Annotated in this window: 15 protein-coding genes; 4 read left to right on the top strand and 11 right to left on the bottom strand. The window is 43.9% G+C overall.

Annotated elements, in window-relative coordinates; all coding sequences use genetic code 11:
- Positions 1 to 93: 93 nt before the first annotated feature.
- The 3 genes from ybeY to miaB all read right to left on the bottom strand — a co-directional run bounded on the left by ybeY (position 94) and on the right by miaB (position 3,215).
- Positions 94 to 558: an rRNA maturation RNase YbeY gene (gene ybeY / locus RH46_RS21485; protein ID WP_006881635.1), complete on the bottom strand. Its 465-nt coding sequence runs from the start codon at positions 556 to 558 to the stop codon at positions 94 to 96.
- Positions 558 to 1,661 (bottom strand): PhoH family protein, encoded by a 1,104-nt coding sequence (locus tag RH46_RS21480; RefSeq protein ID WP_006881634.1) that lies wholly within the window; start codon positions 1,659 to 1,661, stop codon positions 558 to 560. Before RH46_RS21480 ends, ybeY begins: the two co-directional genes overlap by 1 nt.
- A gap of 129 nt (positions 1,662 to 1,790) precedes the next feature.
- Positions 1,791 to 3,215: a tRNA (N6-isopentenyl adenosine(37)-C2)-methylthiotransferase MiaB gene (gene miaB, locus RH46_RS21475; RefSeq protein WP_006881633.1), complete on the bottom strand. Its 1,425-nt coding sequence runs from the start codon at positions 3,213 to 3,215 to the stop codon at positions 1,791 to 1,793.
- Positions 3,216 to 3,504: 289 nt separating this feature from the next.
- Between miaB and RH46_RS21470 the strand changes: the two genes are divergently transcribed.
- The gene (locus RH46_RS21470; protein ID WP_040896452.1) at positions 3,505 to 4,659 is read left to right on the top strand and encodes a 2-octaprenyl-3-methyl-6-methoxy-1,4-benzoquinol hydroxylase; all 1,155 of its coding nucleotides are present in this window, start codon (positions 3,505 to 3,507) and stop codon (positions 4,657 to 4,659) included.
- A gap of 65 nt (positions 4,660 to 4,724) precedes the next feature.
- Here RH46_RS21470 and crr read toward each other — a convergent pair whose 3' ends face one another.
- The 5 genes from crr to cysZ form a co-directional block, all read right to left on the bottom strand.
- Entirely contained in the window at positions 4,725 to 5,234 is a 510-nt protein-coding gene (gene crr, locus RH46_RS21465; RefSeq protein ID WP_004415112.1) for a PTS glucose transporter subunit IIA, read from the bottom strand.
- 105 nt (positions 5,235 to 5,339) lie between these two features.
- Complete coding sequence (ptsI, locus tag RH46_RS21460; RefSeq protein WP_006881631.1) at positions 5,340 to 7,064, bottom strand: phosphoenolpyruvate-protein phosphotransferase PtsI; 1,725 nt, start codon at positions 7,062 to 7,064, stop codon at positions 5,340 to 5,342.
- 137 nt (positions 7,065 to 7,201) lie between these two features.
- Complete coding sequence (locus tag RH46_RS21455; RefSeq protein WP_004415108.1) at positions 7,202 to 7,459, bottom strand: HPr family phosphocarrier protein; 258 nt, start codon at positions 7,457 to 7,459, stop codon at positions 7,202 to 7,204.
- Positions 7,460 to 7,758: 299 nt separating this feature from the next.
- Entirely contained in the window at positions 7,759 to 8,727 is a 969-nt protein-coding gene (gene cysK, locus RH46_RS21450) for a cysteine synthase A (RefSeq protein WP_006881630.1), read from the bottom strand.
- Between the two features lie 372 nt (positions 8,728 to 9,099).
- On the bottom strand, positions 9,100 to 9,837 hold the full coding sequence (gene cysZ, locus RH46_RS21445) for a sulfate transporter CysZ (protein ID WP_006881629.1): 738 nt from the start codon (positions 9,835 to 9,837) through the stop codon (positions 9,100 to 9,102).
- Between the two features lie 205 nt (positions 9,838 to 10,042).
- Here cysZ and zipA point away from each other — a divergent pair, with 205 nt between their 5' ends.
- The 3 genes from zipA (at position 10,043) to RH46_RS21430 (ending at position 14,666) form a co-directional block, all read left to right on the top strand.
- Positions 10,043 to 10,942, top strand: coding sequence for a cell division protein ZipA (zipA, locus tag RH46_RS21440; RefSeq protein WP_006881628.1), 900 nt, complete (start codon positions 10,043 to 10,045; stop codon positions 10,940 to 10,942).
- Between the two features lie 177 nt (positions 10,943 to 11,119).
- The gene (gene ligA / locus RH46_RS21435) at positions 11,120 to 13,129 is read left to right on the top strand and encodes an NAD-dependent DNA ligase LigA (RefSeq protein ID WP_006881627.1); all 2,010 of its coding nucleotides are present in this window, start codon (positions 11,120 to 11,122) and stop codon (positions 13,127 to 13,129) included.
- A gap of 496 nt (positions 13,130 to 13,625) precedes the next feature.
- Entirely contained in the window at positions 13,626 to 14,666 is a 1,041-nt protein-coding gene (locus tag RH46_RS21430) for a porin (RefSeq protein WP_006881626.1), read from the top strand.
- Between the two features lie 185 nt (positions 14,667 to 14,851).
- Here the strand turns inward: RH46_RS21430 and RH46_RS21425 are convergent, their stop codons facing one another.
- From RH46_RS21425 to RH46_RS21420, 3 genes are all read right to left on the bottom strand, one after another.
- Complete coding sequence (locus tag RH46_RS21425; protein ID WP_006881625.1) at positions 14,852 to 15,502, bottom strand: YccT family protein; 651 nt, start codon at positions 15,500 to 15,502, stop codon at positions 14,852 to 14,854.
- 131 nt (positions 15,503 to 15,633) lie between these two features.
- Positions 15,634 to 15,807 (bottom strand): hypothetical protein, encoded by a 174-nt coding sequence (locus RH46_RS22290; RefSeq protein ID WP_006881624.1) that lies wholly within the window; start codon positions 15,805 to 15,807, stop codon positions 15,634 to 15,636.
- 340 nt (positions 15,808 to 16,147) lie between these two features.
- On the bottom strand, positions 16,148 to 16,600 hold the full coding sequence (locus tag RH46_RS21420) for an NfeD family protein (RefSeq protein ID WP_040896451.1): 453 nt from the start codon (positions 16,598 to 16,600) through the stop codon (positions 16,148 to 16,150).
- Positions 16,601 to 16,605: the final 5 nt, after the last annotated feature.

Below are 16,605 nucleotides of genomic sequence, written 5' to 3'. Positions count from 1 at the left end.
ATTTAAGTAACGCTATCAGATGTGTGATAGCTCACATGAGCAGTGATAAGGGGACAGATTGATCGTATACGCGTTCAGTCTGCTGGCTCAACACTACTGTTTTTCAGCCAGATACGGGTCTTCAAAGCCCATACCTTGCATGATTTCTGTTTCGAGTGACTCCATCTCTTCAGCTTCGTCATCCTCGATATGATCATAACCTAGCAGATGCAGACTACCATGTACAACCATATGCGCCCAGTGAGCCATCAAAGGTTTGTTTTGCTCTATGGCTTCACGTTCTACTACCTGACGGCAGATGATCAAATCTCCCAGCAGGTCAATCTCCATGCCTGGAGGGGCTTCAAATGGGAAAGACAAAACATTGGTTGGTTTGTCTTTACCACGATAATCATGATTGAGCTGGTGGCTCTCTTGCTCATCAACAATTCGAACTGTGACTTCAGCTTGGGGCTGGAATTTAGTCACTGCTGAACTTAACCACAGCTGAATATCTTCTAAACTTGGTAAGCCGTCTTCACTTTCGACCGCTAATTGCAGATCAAGTTCGATAGTCATTATGATTTGCTCTCTGTTGTGGCTTCAGTTTGTGGCGTTGGTGCAGCCTGAGCCTCTAGAAGTTTCGCTTCACGCTCTTCGCGACGACGTTTTTCGTACTCTTTACGCTCTTTCTGATCTTGAGCTTCCCACTTCTCATAGGCGTTAACAATACGTGCAACGACAGGGTGGCGAACAACATCATCAGATTGGAAGAAGTTAAAGCTGATTTCATCGACTTCGCTCAGCACTTCGATAGCATGGCGTAAGCCCGATTTAGCACCACGAGGCAGGTCGATCTGAGTAATATCGCCCGTGATAACTGCACGAGAGTTGAAGCCGATACGAGTCAGGAACATCTTCATTTGTTCAACTGTCGTGTTCTGGCTCTCATCGAGAATGATGAATGCGTCATTCAAAGTACGACCGCGCATGTAGGCTAGTGGTGCAACTTCGATAACATTACGCTCAATCAGCTTTTCTACTTTTTCGAAACCAAGCATTTCGAACAGAGCATCGTATAGCGGACGCAGATAAGGGTCGACTTTCTGGCTCAGATCTCCGGGTAAGAAACCAAGCTTTTCACCCGCTTCAACAGCCGGACGAGTCAGCAAAATACGACGAATTTCCTGACGTTCAAGTGCGTCAACCGCAGCAGCAACGGCCAGATAGGTTTTACCTGTACCAGCAGGGCCAATACCAAAAGAAATATCATGAGTTACCATATTGACTAAATATTGCCCTTGGTTAGGCGTGCGAGGTTTAATCACCCCTTTCTTAGTCTTGATGAACACTTCTTTGCCGTGTTCAATGCTGGACTCCAGGTTCTGCTCAAGTACACCTGTCTCTTTTATAGCAAGGTGGATCTCATCCGGTTCAATATCTGGGATATTGCCACGCACAGGCGCAGTATTAACGTAGAGTGTTTTAATGATTTCTAAGGCTGCCGCAGATGTGTGCGGTTTACCAACGATGGTAAAGAAGTTACCACGGTAGCTGATTTCAACGCCAAGACGGCGCTCAAGGTGTTTAATGTTGTCGTCGAAAGGACCACAAAGACTGGCTAAACGGCGATTGTCAGAAGGTTCTAGATTGATTTCTAGGGTAACGATTTTCGTGCTCAAAGTTGCCTCTCATTATTGACCATTGCCAGAAGCCCGATTTAGACCGGGCTTCTAATGGTTAACTATACCTATTTCTAAGATGGTCACTTAGTGAGGTATTTTCAAGCTTATAGTGACGATGAGTGTCAATTAAGGCGTAAAGGTTGCTACACCTAGCTCATCTTCACGTTTTGTTTGCGCCATCATTTGCGTAGGCGAGATAACAGTACGCAGGTCCATGTCTTTCTCGGTACGTACCAGTTCACCACGTAGTGAGTTAGCGAATACGTCAGTGATCTTCACGTCTACGAACTGACCAATCAGTTCTGCATTACCTTCAAAGTTAACAACGCGGTTGTTCTCGGTACGAGCACGTAGCTCCATTAGATTCTTCTTAGAAGGACCTTCAACCAGAACACGCTGCTCAGTACCCAGCATTAGGCGCGAGTAGCGCATCGCTTGGGCGTTAACCGTTTGCTGTAGTTCGTAAAGACGCTCTTTCTTCTCTTGCTCTGGCACGTCACACGGGTAGTCTGCTGCTGGAGTACCAGGACGTGGAGAGAAGATAAAGCTGAAGCTCATATCGAAATCAACATCTTTGATTAGCTTCATCGTGTCTTGGTGATCTTTCGCTGTTTCACCAGGGAAGCCAACAATGAAGTCAGAACTGATTTGAATATCAGGACGAGCTTTGCGTAGCTTACGAATGATCGACTTGTACTCAATCGCAGTGTGAGGACGCTTCATCATAGTCAGGATGCGGTCACTACCACTTTGTACCGGTAGGTGTAGGAAGCTTACTAGCTCAGGAGTATCTTCATATACCGCGATGATATCGTCAGTGAACTCAAGCGGGTGGCTAGTGGTAAAGCGAATACGGTCGATACCGTCAATAGAGGCAACCAGACGAAGAAGCTCTGCGAATGAACAGATATCACCATCGTGCATAGGGCCACGGTATGCGTTTACGTTTTGACCCAACAGGTTTACTTCGCGTACGCCTTGATCAGCAAGCTGAGCGATTTCAAATAGAACGTCATCCATTGGACGACTTACTTCCTCACCGCGCGTGTATGGCACAACACAGTAAGTACAGTATTTAGAACAGCCTTCCATGATAGAAACAAACGCAGTTGCACCTTCAGCGCGAGGTTCTGGAAGACGGTCGAATTTTTCGATCTCTGGGAAAGAGATATCCATTACCGGTGCTTCATCTGACTGAGATTGCTTAATCATCTCAGGTAGACGGTGTAGAGTCTGAGGGCCAAAAATAACATCGACAAACGGTGCACGTTCGCGGATATGGTCACCTTCCTGAGTCGCTACACAGCCACCCACACCGATAACAACGCCCGGCTTTTTATCTTTCAGTGTTTTCCAACGACCTAGCTGGTGGAATACCTTCTCTTGCGCTTTTTCGCGGATAGAACAGGTATTAAGTAATAACACGTCTGCTTCTTCTGGTTCTTCTGTTAGTTCGTAGCCGTTAGCCGCGTTCAGTAGATCGGCCATTTTTGATGAATCGTATTCGTTCATCTGGCAGCCCCAGGTTTTAATTAGCAGTTTTTTACTCATGTTGTTCGCTCGATCGTTAGTTTAAATTAAGGGAGCAAATCGCCCAATATTTCCAGTGAGTCACTAGCTTATCTTCGCTATTGTGACCAAGTTTTAGCCGCCCTCTCGGCGGTAAGCGGCGTATTGTACTGCTTTAAAAACCTACTGACTAGTGTTGGGACAAAAACAGTTAAACCCTATATCAAGCAAGGGGTTTACCCTGATGGCGGGTGAGGTTTTTCGTTACATTTTAGTAATGAAAACGTACAATAAAAAACAGTCAATTTATCAAGTAATTGAAGTGCAAAATATGAGCAGATTTGATGTTGCTGTCATTGGTGGCGGTATGGTCGGAGCCGCAGTTGCTGTGGGCTTTGCTAAACAAGGTAGAAAGGTTGTCCTGGTTGAAGGAAAGCCGCCGCATGATTTTTCCGCTGAGCAAGCGATGGATATCCGTGTGTCGGCAATATCGCAGCATTCCGTTGATATCTTGGATGAACTTGGTGGCTGGCAAACAACATCACAAATGCGTGTATGTCCTTATCGTCGTCTTGAAACCTGGGAGCATCCAGAGTGCCGAACTCGATTTCATTCCGACGAGCTTGGTATGGAGCGTCTGGGCTACATCGTTGAAAATCGTCTTATTCAGCTCGGTTTGTGGGCACAGTTCGAAAAATACCCCAACTTAACCTTACGTTGCCCTGATACTTTGGCCGATATTGAGTTTGGTGACGTTTCAAAAGTAACGCTGAGCTCTGGCGAAGAACTTAGTGCAGATCTAGTCGTGGGCGCTGATGGCGCGAACTCTAAAGTACGAGATCTGGCTGGAATCGGCATTACTGCCTGGGACTATCGTCAGCACTGTATGTTGATTAATGTAAAAACTGAACTAGAGCAGCAAGACATTACCTGGCAACAATTCACACCGTCTGGTCCTCGTTCGTTCTTGCCACTGTGTGGCAATCAAGGCTCGTTGGTTTGGTATGACTCTCCAAAACGTATTAAACAACTCTGCGCGATGACACCAGCTCAATTGCGTGAAGAGGTGTTAGCTTACTTCCCAGCAGAGTTAGGAGATATCGAAGTACTGCAATATGGCTCTTTCCCTCTTACTCGTCGTCACGCTCAAAGCTACTCGGCTCAGGGTTGTGTTCTGGTTGGTGATTCTGCTCACACCATCAACCCATTAGCAGGGCAGGGCGTAAATTTGGGTTTTAAAGATGTTGAAGCCTTGCTGGAAGCTACTCAGGGTGAAGATACTTTGTCACAGTCGTTACTTGAAAAATACGAGCGCCAAAGACGTTATGACAATCTACTAATGCAATCTGGAATGGATTTTTTCTATAAAGGATTCAGCAATGACTTTGCGCCACTGAAGCTAGTGCGAAATGCTGCACTAAAAATCGCGCAAAATGCAGGGCCGTTAAAGGTTCAGGTTTTGAAATACGCACTGGGTTTGAAATAACAAATTAACAGCTAATAAAAAACGCAGCCATTGGCTGCGTTTTTTTATGTTTGGCTAAGTATGAATTACTTAGTTACACGTAGAACTGGAGTTTCACCAACAGTTACAGAACCAGAAAGCTTGTTCAGCTCCTTGATTTCGTCCATGTTAGAGATAACAACAGGAGTAAGAGTAGACTTTGCTTTCTCTTCTAGTAGAGCTAGATCGAACTCAATGATTGTGTCGCCAGCTTTAACTGATTGACCTTCTTCAGCGATGCGCTTGAAGCCTTCGCCTTTAAGTTCAACTGTGTCGATACCGAAGTGAACAAATAGCTCAACACCGTCGTCAGATTCGATAGAGAACGCGTGGTTCGTTTCGAAGATCTTACCGATAGTACCGTTTACAGGAGCTACCATTTTGTTACCAGCAGGTTTGATAGCAATACCATCACCAACGATTTTTTCAGCGAAAACAACGTCTGGCACATCTTCGATGTTTACGATTTCACCAGATAGAGGTGCGATGATTTCGATTGCACCAGCGTCAGCGCTGTCGTCAGATACTAGCTTCTTAAGTTTGTCAAACAGACCCATTGTGTCATGCTCCTAACGTTTTCATTTAATTCTGTCGAATTATAGTATACCAATATAGAGAGATAGACGACTTTTTTTACCGTCTATCTCATTGGAATTAGTTGATTATTGAGTTTTCTCTGCGATGAATTTTTCTACAACAGCTTCGATTTCAGCAGCTGTTGGTAGAGAAAGTGCTTCTTCAGCCATCGCTTTCACTTCTGCGAAGTTAGAGTTACGGATAACTTTCTTCACTTTAGGAATAGAAATACCGCTCATAGAGAACTCATCTAGGCCCATACCTAGTAGAAGTAGTGTTGCACGCTCATCACCTGCAAGCTCACCACACATACCAGTCCATTTACCTTCAGCGTGAGAAGCGTCGATAACTTGCTTGATCACTGTTAGTACTGCTGGAGATAGTGGGTTGTAAAGGTGAGAAATCATCTCGTTACCACGGTCTACTGCTAGTGTGTACTGAGTCAGGTCGTTAGTACCGATAGAGAAGAAGGCAACTTCTTTCGCTAGGTGGTGTGCAATTGCAGCTGCTGCTGGAGTTTCAACCATAACACCGATTTCGATGTCTTCGTCGAATGCATGACCTTCAGCACGTAGCTCAGCTTTGTACTCTTCGATTGCTTTCTTCAGTTCACGGATCTCTTCAACCGAGATGATCATTGGGAACATGATGCGTAGCTTACCGTGTGCAGAAGCACGCAGGATACCGCGTAGCTGGTCACGTAGGATTTCACGACGATCTAAGCTGATACGTACTGCGCGCCAGCCTAAGAACGGGTTCATCTCTTGAGGAAGATCCATGTATGGTAGATCTTTATCGCCACCGATATCCATAGTACGGATGATCACTGACTCACCGTTCATTGCTTCAGCAACTTCTTTGTAAGCTTGGTATTGCTCTTCTTCAGTTGGAAGTGCATCACGGTCCATGAATAGGAATTCAGTACGGTACAGACCAACACCTTCACCACCGTTACGGATAATGCCGTCACAGTCTTTAACAGTACCGATGTTACCGCAAACTTCTACGCGGTGACCGTCTAGAGTCTCAGCGTGTAGATCTTTCAGTTTAGCAAGTTCTTCTTTCTCAGCGATGAAAGCGGCTTTAACAGCTTTTGCTTCTTCTAGCTCAGCATCAGAAGGGTTGATAACGATCTTGTTGTTCATCGCATCAAGAATCAGCATGTCGCCGTTCTTAACTTGCTTAGTGATGTCGTTAGTACCAACGATAGCTGGAAGTTCCAGAGAACGAGCCATGATAGATGTGTGAGAAGTACGACCACCGATGTCACAAGCAAAACCAAGAACGTAGTCCAGGTTAATCTGCGCTGTTTCAGATGGAGTCAGGTCGTAAGCAACCAGGATAACTTCTTGGTCAATATCGCTTAGAGAAACGATGTTGATGCCTAGTGCATTTTTAACAAAACGTGAGCCGATATCGCGGATATCAGTTGCACGCTCTTTTAGGTATTCGTCGTCTAGAGATTCTAGAGCCGATGCTTGCTCCTCGATAACGGTGTAGATAGCGTTATCAGCATGCATCTTGTCATTTTTGATCAGTGCTAGGATTTCTTCCTCTAGCTCTTCGTCTTCAAGAAGCATGATGTGACCTTCAAAGATCGCTTCTTTCTCTTCACCGAAGGTTTCAAGTGCTTTCTGCTTGATAGTTTCTAGTTGAGCAGATGACTTGTTACGTGCGTCAAAGAAACGCGCAACTTCTGCTTCTACTTGATCATCAGAAATAGTGTTTGTGTTTAGGACAATTTCATCTTCTTGAAGTAGTAGTGCTTTACCGATAGCAATACCAGGAGATGCTAGGATGCCTGAAATCATAGCCTTACCTTAAATTGGTCAACTTTAAAACGGGAGAATAATGAGTGCGCTAACGAATAGTTGTAGCTTATATTTTGGCCTATTTCCAACAAAGCCATTTTGCGTTGACAAAATGGCTTTGAAAATAGGAGACCGGATTAGTGTAGTTGATCCATTAGAGCAACTAGGTGGTCAACAGCTTGTTGAGCTTGTGGGCCCTCAGCTGAGATAGAAACTACTGTACCTTTAACTAGGCCAAGAGTTTGTAGCTTGAAAAGGCTCTTCGCGCTAGCGCTTTTGCCGTTAGAAGTCACAGTGATGTCCGCGTCGAATGCTTTAGCTTCTTTAACGAACTGTGCAGCTGGACGAGTGTGAAGACCGTTTTCTGCAGTGATTTCTACTTGCTTCTCGTACATGTTATATACCCCAATTGATTTATATTTTGATAGTTTCTTAACCAGAATCAGCTTAACTCCAATTATAGTATTCTGCTAGTTGCAGAACGTTCAATTCGTGTCAGAAGTGATACTGGTTGTAAATTTAACAATTGCGCTTTCAGTCTTTGCTGTCTTTCGCAATTGAGATAAATTCTTATCTAGCTTTTATTTTGATGCTAGAAATAAAACAGTCCTGATATTACCAAAGGTGAGGCAGGGATCAACAAAAAAGCCCCTGAATGGGGCTTTTTTAGACGAAAAATTGATTTAACCACATATTACTGTTGGTTCTCTTTCTCCGTAAAGATGCCAGCAAACAGGGCTGTACTTAGGTAACGTTCACCTGAACTAGGTAGAACGGTTACGATAGTTTTTCCTGCAAATTCAGGTAGTTCCGCCAGGCGGTTAGCTGCAACAACGGCTGCGCCAGAAGAGATACCAGCTAGGATTCCTTCCTCTTCCATCAGACGACGAGCCATTGCAATCGCTTCTTCAGAAGTTACGGCTTCAACGCGGTCAACAAGCTCTAAATCCAGGTTACCAGGGATGAAACCTGCACCGATGCCTTGGATTTTGTGTGGAGCTGGCTGGATTTCGTCACCCGCAAGCGCTTGAGCAATAACTGGAGATTCAGCTGGCTCTACCGCTACAGATACGATGTTTTTGCCTTTTTCGCCCTTAATGTAACGGCTTGTACCTGTGATAGTACCACCAGTACCAACACCCGCTACGAACACATCCACTTCACCATCAGTTGCTTCCCAGATTTCAGGACCGGTTGTTTTCTCGTGGATTTGTGGGTTAGCAGGGTTATTGAATTGCTGAAGAAGTAGGAACTTGTCAGGGTTGCTCGCAACAATCTCTTCTGCTTTAGCAATCGCACCTTTCATACCTTTCGCTGCTTCAGTTAACTCAAGGTTAGCACCAAGTGCTTTAAGAAGTTTACGACGCTCTAAGCTCATCGACTCAGGCATTGTCAGAGTTAGTTTGTAACCACGAGCCGCTGCAACGAATGCAAGAGCGACACCAGTGTTACCACTTGTCGGTTCAACAAGCTCTACGCCAGGCTTTAGAGTGCCAGCCTTTTCCGCTTCCCAAATCATGTTCGCGCCGATACGACATTTAACACTGAAGCTTGGGTTACGCGCTTCAATCTTAGCGAGTACTTTGCCGTTACTCACTTTGTTTAAGCGAACTAGAGGAGTGTTACCAATAGTTTGAGAGTTGTCTTCGTAGATTTTGCTCATGGTGTGATCCTTCATCTTTGTTTCAGTTCTGCTTGATAAAATAGACCAAACAGATGCAAGTTTAGTGAAATAATTTATTGGGTAGAGATTAGGCTAGCTTGAAAAATGAGAAAAGGATTAAATAGTTATATGATATGAAAGGGTGAGAGGAAGGAGCAGGCTTCGCCCTAAAGAACGCTTCGCTCCGAGACCGGACTTCGTCCTGCGAGAATTTAGCTCGGGCTCTGCCCTGCGAGAGGTGTGGGCGGGGAGTAAGTTGATAGAACCTTTAGAGCAAAGACATTGACATAACTTGTCCCTGCGCAGAGATAATATTCTCGCCTCTCGCCTCTCGCCTCTCGCCTCTCGCCTCTCGCCTCTCGCCTCTCGCCTCTACTTCTTAAACTCCGCCACCCACATCGACGTTGCACCGCATACGGCAACAGGCATAACAATAAGGTTTAAGATAGGAATTGTAGTAAACACAGAAACAAGCGCGCCGAAGCTATACGCCTTACCTTGTTTTTGTTTCAAATTGTAACGCATCTCATTAAACGGCACTTTATGGTTATCAAACGGATAGTCACAATACTGAATAGCCAGGATCCAGGCGGTGAAGATAAACCAAAGAACGGGTCCTACAGTCTGGCCCAGCGCCGGAATGAGCAGTAACAAGAACAGACCAATGGCTTTAGGAAGTACGTAAACCAGTTTACGCCATTCACGGGCTAAGATACGTGGTGTATCTTTAACTACGGCCAGCATGCCATCGTCATTTATTTTCTGTCCCGTGAGGTAAACTTCGACTTTTTCTGCCAAAAGGCCGTTAAATGGCGCGGCAACAAAGTTAGCTAAGGTACTAAAAAAGTATGAAAAGGTCGCCAGTATGGTTAATACCAATAGCGGCCATAATAGATAGCTTAACCAAGACAGGAATTCTGGCAGCTGACCTAACCAGTAATCGATCCACACATCCAGGTGTGAGAAGAGATAAAATAGCGCACCGCCAACCAAAAGGACGTTAGCTAAAAGCGGTAAAATAACAAACTGGCGAATACCAGGAGTTAATGCCAGTTCTAAGCCATGGAAGAAGTAACCAAACCCAGAGCGCTGTCGAATATTTGTATTCATAGTGATTTATAGTGGTTTAAAAATGAACGCCTTGTATCTTATCAAGAAAAAAGCGTGTTCAAAATCACAACATTATAAGAAGTTCTAACATTAAGTTGTTCTAAAACGGGTCTGAGTTTTGGTAGAGTAACTTAGATATAGGTTTAAACAGATTCAATCTAAGCAATGTTGTCGCATTGCATTGTTGAACAAATGAGAGCTAAACATGCAGGAACTGCGATTTGTACTCATAATTGTTGGAGCATTAGCGATTGCCGCTCTTCTGTTCCATGGATTGTGGACAAGTAAAAAAGAAGGGAAAGCCAAGTTCGGTAGCAAGCCACTTGGTAAGTTGGATGTCGAGAATGAAGAGTCGGACGTAGTACCTGAACGTGCCTTTGCTCCAGAAGACGATTTTGAAATCATCAAGAAAGAGCGTAAAGAACCTGGCTTTGTCGCACAGGATGAAGTGATTGCAGATCCATTGATCGATAGCTATCAAGAGCCAGAACAAACTGCCGTCGAGCGCCCTGTAGAGAAAGTTGAGAAAGAAGATGAGCTTGAATTAGATGTGCCATCTATTTCAACTAAGGCTCTCGATGAGGTTGAACCCATTGCTGAAACGGCAATTGAAATCGCAGCTGAAAATGAACCAGCCCTTGAGCCAGTAGAGGCTCAGCAAGAAGAGCCAGTTGAAGAAGCACCGTTAGAGGTCATTGTTCTTAATGTTCATTGCTCTGGTGATGAGCCATTCATAGGAACCAAGCTGTTCGAAAGTATGCAGCAAAATGGCCTGATCTATGGTGAGATGGATATCTTCCACCGTCATGCGGATCTGTCTGGAACCGGTAAGGTACTGTTCAGCGTTGCTAACATGATGCAGCCAGGAACACTACAGCATGATGACCCGGCAGAGTTTTCAACCAAAGGCATTTCCTTCTTTATGACTCTGCCTTGTTATGGCGATCCGGACCCTAACTTCAAGCTGATGCTGAAAACCGCTCAACTGATTGCTGACGACTTGGGCGCAAATGTTCTCGATGATGCGAGAAACCTAATTACACCAAATCGTATCGACGCCTATAAAGCGCAAATCCAGAAGTTTAAAGCCGCTGCTACGGCTTAGCGATTCAGTCGCGGTCTAAATCCAAAAAGGCTCCTGATGGGAGCCTTTGTTATTTTCAATCGCAACCTTAGTAAGTTGATAACTTGCCATGGCATAGTCATACTTCATGGCTAACAACCGCCGAACTGCATATCAATGTGGTCTGTGATTCAAACTATTTACAACTCAGAGTTAGTTATGTCGCAACAGATTCAAGAAAAACTAAACCAGTTACGTGAAAGCCTGCACTATCACGGTGTGAAGTATTACGTCGAGGATAGCCCAGAAATCCCTGATGCTGAGTACGATCGCTTAATGCGAGAGCTGATGGAAATAGAAGCACAACATCCAGAGTTGGTTAGCCTTGATTCTCCTAGCCAGCGTGTCGGTGGTGCTCCATTAGATGGGTTTGATTCTGTTCGTCATGAAATCCCAATGTTATCGCTCGATAACGCCTTTGATGATAGTGAGTTAGATGCATTCCATAAGCGTATGTCAGATCGCTTGTCGGGCACTAAATTAGACGTTTTCTGTTGTGAGCCTAAGCTTGATGGCCTTGCGGTAAGCCTTCTTTACGTCAATGGTGTATTCGTTCAGGCCGCGACACGAGGTGATGGTGCTACTGGTGAAAACATCACTGAGAATGTACGTACTATTAAGGCAATCCCTTTAAAACTTCAGGGCGAAGGCTGGCCAGAGCGTCTGGAAGTCCGCGGTGAAGTATTTATGCCTAAAGAGGGCTTCGATAAGCTAAACGAGCAGGCGCTAAAGAAGGGCGAAAAGGTTTTTGTTAATCCACGAAATGCAGCTGCCGGCAGCTTACGTCAGCTAGACTCTCGTATTACCGCTAAGCGTCCTTTGAGCTTTTATGCCTACAGTGTAGGTGTGGTTGAGGGAGCAACGCTGTCAGAAAGCCATTATGAACGTTTTCTTCAGCTAAAAGGCTGGGGACTGCCAATGTGTCCGGAAACGCGTCTCGTGGCAAACCTTGAAGAAGTCAAAGCATACTACCAGGACATTTTAACTCGCCGTGATGCGCTTCCCTATGAGATCGATGGGGTAGTCATTAAAGTTGATAGCATCGCAGCACAAGAACAGCTGGGATTTGTTGCACGTGCGCCGCGTTGGGCTATTGCTTATAAGTTCCCGGCTCAAGAAGAGATTACCACTCTTAACGATGTCGAGTTTCAGGTTGGTCGCACCGGAGCGATTACGCCGGTAGCAAAACTTGAACCAGTATTTGTAGGAGGAGTAACGGTAAGCAACGCGACGTTACACAATGCCGATGAAATTGAACGTCTGGGTGTCATGGTTGGCGATTGTGTTGTGATCCGCAGAGCGGGCGATGTTATCCCACAGATTGTGTCTATCGTTTCGGATCGCCGTCCGGAAAATGCACGCGAGATTGTGTTCCCGACAAATTGCCCTGTGTGTAATTCTGCTGTTGAAAGGGTGGAAGGTGAAGCCGTGGCTCGCTGTAGTGGCGGTTTAGTATGTCAGGCTCAGCGTAAAGAAGCGCTTAAGCATTTCGTGTCCAGAAAAGCACTGGATGTGGACGGCTTAGGTGAGAAAGTTATTGAGCAACTTGTTGATCGTGAAATGGTTGAAACACCTGCGGATCTGTTCAAGCTCTCGGCTGGCGTGATAACCGTACTGGATCGTATGGGGCCAAAATCAGCGCAGAATGTTGTAGATGCGTTAGTTAAAGCGAAAGAGACAACGCTGCCACGTTTCCTTTACTCACTAGGTATCCGTGAAGTGGGAGAGGCGACAGCGGCAAACCTGGCTAAGCACTTTAAAACATTGGAAGCTGTGCAGGCAGCCAGTCATGATGACTTGATTGAAGTACAAGATATTGGTGCGATCGTTGCGAGCCATATCACGGCATTTTTTGCGCAGGATAAAAACCAGATGGTCATTGATGACCTGCGTGTTCAAGGTGTTCATTGGCCAGATATTGAAGAGAAAGACCAAGATGCTCCTCAACCATTGGCGGGCAAAGTGGTGGTATTGACTGGCTCTTTATCTCAGCTTACCCGCAGTGACGCTAAGGCTGCACTAGAAGGGCTCGGTGCAAAAGTTACAGGCAGCGTTTCGAAGAAAACGGATATCTTATTTGCTGGTGAAAATGCAGGCTCTAAGTTAGCTAAAGCACAAGATTTGGGAATAGAAATTCGTACTGAAGAAGACTTGATTGCCCTAATGTAAGTAAGATTAAACAACTAAAAGCCACCAATAAGGTGGCTTTTTTTTTGTCTGTAATTAATGGCTCAATTTTCATGTCATTTTATCTGATGTTCTTCTGTGAAGTGGATCAATTAACTAGAGATCTATCAATTATGGAAAAGTTTTTGCGAGTGAGTTCAAATTGATTTTTGATGTTTTTATATTTAAGTATTTGATTCTTAACTTTTTATATATTTGAATTAAGGTTTTTGTTTGTGTTTGGCGATCTAGATCACTGCTTTGAGAAAACTTTGTAGCTGGTCATATTTTTTTATATGGAAATTAAGTTCTGGTTGATGTTTTTCGTCGCGAAGTTAGTCTGAGTGCATGGATACACAGTGTGTATGCAGGAAATAGAGAGCGAACAATTAATGATTAACTTGCAGCTCTCGACATAGGAAATGATTTCTCCCTTCGGCGGCCAACTTAAGGTGAGAAAAACAATAAGACAGCTATATCCATTTTTAGGAGTTTTTCCATGGACAAAATGTTTAAACGTACTCTTCTAGGTGCTGCAGTGGCATCTGTAGCATTCTCAGGTTCTGCACTAGCAAAGCCAGCAACAGAAACTGTTGACCTGTACGGCCAAATCGCAATCTCAATCGCTCAAAATGCAAATAATACAGCTGGCGCAGATAAGCCAATCGTGATGGATAATGAATCACGTATCGGTGTACGTGGTGCTGCTCAATTTGAGCGTGGCCCAAAAATCATTTGGCAACTTGAAGGTGGCAACGTAGGCGATGACGGTTCAGGCAGCGGTCTAGGTGTACGTGATACATACGGCGGTTTCGATTTTGACCAAGGTGGCAAACTATACTTCGGTCGCGTTTTGACTCCACTTTTCGAAGTTATCGATGGTTACACTGGTCAATCTTCAGGTGCTGGTTTTACAACTGGTAACACTGGTAACGTAAACTACGATCGTCAACCAAACATGATTCGTTATGATTCAGCTAACCTAGGTGGCTTTAGCTTTGACCTAGCTGTTGGTCGTGGTGAGGAAGAGATTGAAGGTTCTAACGTATACAGTGGTTCTGCGCAATTCACTGCAGGTGTTGCAACGTTCAAAGCGGCTTACGAGCACAACAACGACCGTCCACTAGCAGATAATATTCACGGTGAATCAAACGCATATATCGCGGGTGTTAACTTAGATTTCGATAACATGGGTTTCCACATGGCGTACCTGAATGCAGAAATCCAAGCTGATCCTACAAATGACAACACGACTGTAACTCCTGGTTACAACAAGAAGTCTCAAGATGCGATCAAACTAGGTGCTTACTACACTGGTGTTGAACACTGGACATTCAACCTTAACTACGCAGCTAACTCTGATGTTGAGACTGATGGTGTTAAAGCAACTAAGAATACGACTGCAATTACTGGTCAGGCAATGTACTCAATTGATCCTGCGGCAGTTGTGTACCTACGTTTAGTTCACCAAGAAGACGAAACTACAGCTGGTACAGAGTCTGACCTAGGCTGGCGTGTAGGTATGGAATACTACTTCTAATATAGTCGTGTAAATCTACATACTTTTCTTTTGGCTAGCCGATTCGGCTAGCCTTTTTTGTATATAGTTACAAGGCGGAAGATTTAATTGGAAATTGCGTGACGAATATTTTCAGTTGTCCTTATGCTTACCATAGATAAAATAAAAGCTGCCAATTGGCAGCTTTTATTATTCATCAATGTTAACTACATGTTTTTAATTGCCCAAGATAGAAACTCTTGTTTTTCTTGATAGGATTTATTTAAAAATAGAGATTTCAAATCAGTATTGGCTTGAGCTGTCGCTTTAACCTTTTTCTCTGGAGTTGGTGCAGTTACTTTGTTTGGATTGGTTGAAGCAGATACCAAATGAGCTAAGCTCGCTGGTTCACTACTCTTATTAAAGTTCTCAGTCGCTTGAACAAAATCAGAACCAAAGGTTGCGAGAGTTCTGAGTTGGCCTTGTTTAAAATATTCTACTTCACCATCAATCGTACTTACGTTAAAGCTTGGATTACTATCGAAATCGTAACCAGACTGAAGAGTTTTTAAGTTAGGTACTTCTAACTTTAGGTGACTGTCAGCACTTTCAATAGTTGCAACTAAAGGTTTAGATTTGAATTTAGTGGATTTATTGCCACTTTCATTAACGACTTTGGAGATTCTAAATACGACTTGGTTAATACCATCGTTTAAATGTAAGTTCTCTTTGTAATCAAAGCCGAAGCTTGAATAGCCAGCATCCTCACCGTTGACGACTAAAATTTGCACGTCTCGTGGAATGTCAATGTTTACATCTGCAAAAGATAGTGGGGCAATTAAACCGCAGCTTAGAGCTAATAATTTATTAAGTTTCATTGTCAGTCCATAACTAGAAATGTGAAGATATAATTATATTACGAACTAGACGCACGATCTATTTATTGTTATTTGAATTGTTGCTTTTGTCATAGTAATTAAAATAAAGGAGGGGAGCCCTCCTTTATTTTTTAGCTCTCTTTACCACCTTTGTTCTTACAAACTAAGACCGGTGTATATTCCATTTCACCGCTTGGAAGCTGGCATTCAATGTAAGGGCCTGAAACACCAGCACCGATTTCAGGTGCTTCGGAAAGTGCATAAAAAGGTGAAAAAACAAAAACAACAATAGCTAATACTCTCATAACAATCTCCTATAAATGCGAGTCATCTCACGAAGTAGAGATATATTTAGTATGTATAAGGACACATAAAGATCAAAGAAATTCGAGCTAATCGAAATTTTGTGTAGATAAATAAAGCAAACTTATTGCGCTCTTATAATTAATAAGACACTGAAATAAATAAGTTTGTAATTTATCACTACAATTAACATGGAATTAAATTCCGAGGCATAGCTCCAATTTACTTGGTTTAATTTCTAAGGATAATTAATAAGCTACTGATATTTAAAGTGTTTGGTTTAATAGGAAAGAAAAATGAGTAAAATGGCTCTCGATTGAAGTTAGAGAGCCATAAATGCGGCTAATTTTTTTTGCAAATAGTTAGCACAATACCGCTGAGTTGGGTGATTTCAACTAGTGTCCCTGCTTCAATAGCACTATCTGATTGAGCCGTCCAAGTGGTATCTCCGAACTTAACACGCCCTTTGCCTGCAGGGAAATCTTCATCCAGCACGAAGGTCTGTCCGACCAGCTGTTTGTGCTTTTGATTAAGTTGGCGCTGTGCGTCGTCAGCGGTATCTGATTTCAACTGACGTCGCCACCATAGCCAAGTGGTGACTAAAGAGAAGACACCGAATGAAACCAACTGTAGCTGCCAGCTCATTGGTATTACGGTTAATAGAGCACCAACAACCATAGCGGATAAGCCTAGCCACAGTAAGTAACCTGCCGTTCCGAGCAATTCACATGCTAGAAGAGCAAGACCCAACGCCAGCCAATGCCAATAATTTACGCTTTCGAGTAATTCCAACAAAATAA

The sequence above is a fragment of the Vibrio brasiliensis LMG 20546 genome (assembly GCF_000189255.1).
GTDB lineage: Bacteria > Pseudomonadota > Gammaproteobacteria > Enterobacterales > Vibrionaceae > Vibrio > Vibrio brasiliensis.
Note: the sequence above shows the minus strand (reverse complement) of the source record. Positions and strands in the feature narration are given on the sequence as shown.

What these genes read in the sequence shown, in the direction of transcription:
- ybeY (WP_006881635.1), bottom strand. Translation starts at nt 558, where the DNA reads ATGACTATCGAACTTGATCTGCAATTAGCGGTCGAAAGTGAAGACGGC.
- miaB (WP_006881633.1), bottom strand. Translation starts at nt 3,215, where the DNA reads ATGAGTAAAAAACTGCTAATTAAAACCTGGGGCTGCCAGATGAACGAA.
- RH46_RS21470 (WP_040896452.1), top strand. Translation starts at nt 3,505, where the DNA reads ATGAGCAGATTTGATGTTGCTGTCATTGGTGGCGGTATGGTCGGAGCC.
- crr (WP_004415112.1), bottom strand. Translation starts at nt 5,234, where the DNA reads ATGGGTCTGTTTGACAAACTTAAGAAGCTAGTATCTGACGACAGCGCT.
- ptsI (WP_006881631.1), bottom strand. Translation starts at nt 7,064, where the DNA reads ATGATTTCAGGCATCCTAGCATCTCCTGGTATTGCTATCGGTAAAGCA.
- RH46_RS21455 (WP_004415108.1), bottom strand. Translation starts at nt 7,459, where the DNA reads ATGTACGAGAAGCAAGTAGAAATCACTGCAGAAAACGGTCTTCACACT.
- cysK (WP_006881630.1), bottom strand. Translation starts at nt 8,727, where the DNA reads ATGAGCAAAATCTACGAAGACAACTCTCAAACTATTGGTAACACTCCT.
- cysZ (WP_006881629.1), bottom strand. Translation starts at nt 9,837, where the DNA reads ATGAATACAAATATTCGACAGCGCTCTGGGTTTGGTTACTTCTTCCAT.
- zipA (WP_006881628.1), top strand. Translation starts at nt 10,043, where the DNA reads ATGCAGGAACTGCGATTTGTACTCATAATTGTTGGAGCATTAGCGATT.
- ligA (WP_006881627.1), top strand. Translation starts at nt 11,120, where the DNA reads ATGTCGCAACAGATTCAAGAAAAACTAAACCAGTTACGTGAAAGCCTG.
- RH46_RS21430 (WP_006881626.1), top strand. Translation starts at nt 13,626, where the DNA reads ATGGACAAAATGTTTAAACGTACTCTTCTAGGTGCTGCAGTGGCATCT.
- RH46_RS21425 (WP_006881625.1), bottom strand. Translation starts at nt 15,502, where the DNA reads ATGAAACTTAATAAATTATTAGCTCTAAGCTGCGGTTTAATTGCCCCA.
- RH46_RS22290 (WP_006881624.1), bottom strand. Translation starts at nt 15,807, where the DNA reads ATGAGAGTATTAGCTATTGTTGTTTTTGTTTTTTCACCTTTTTATGCA.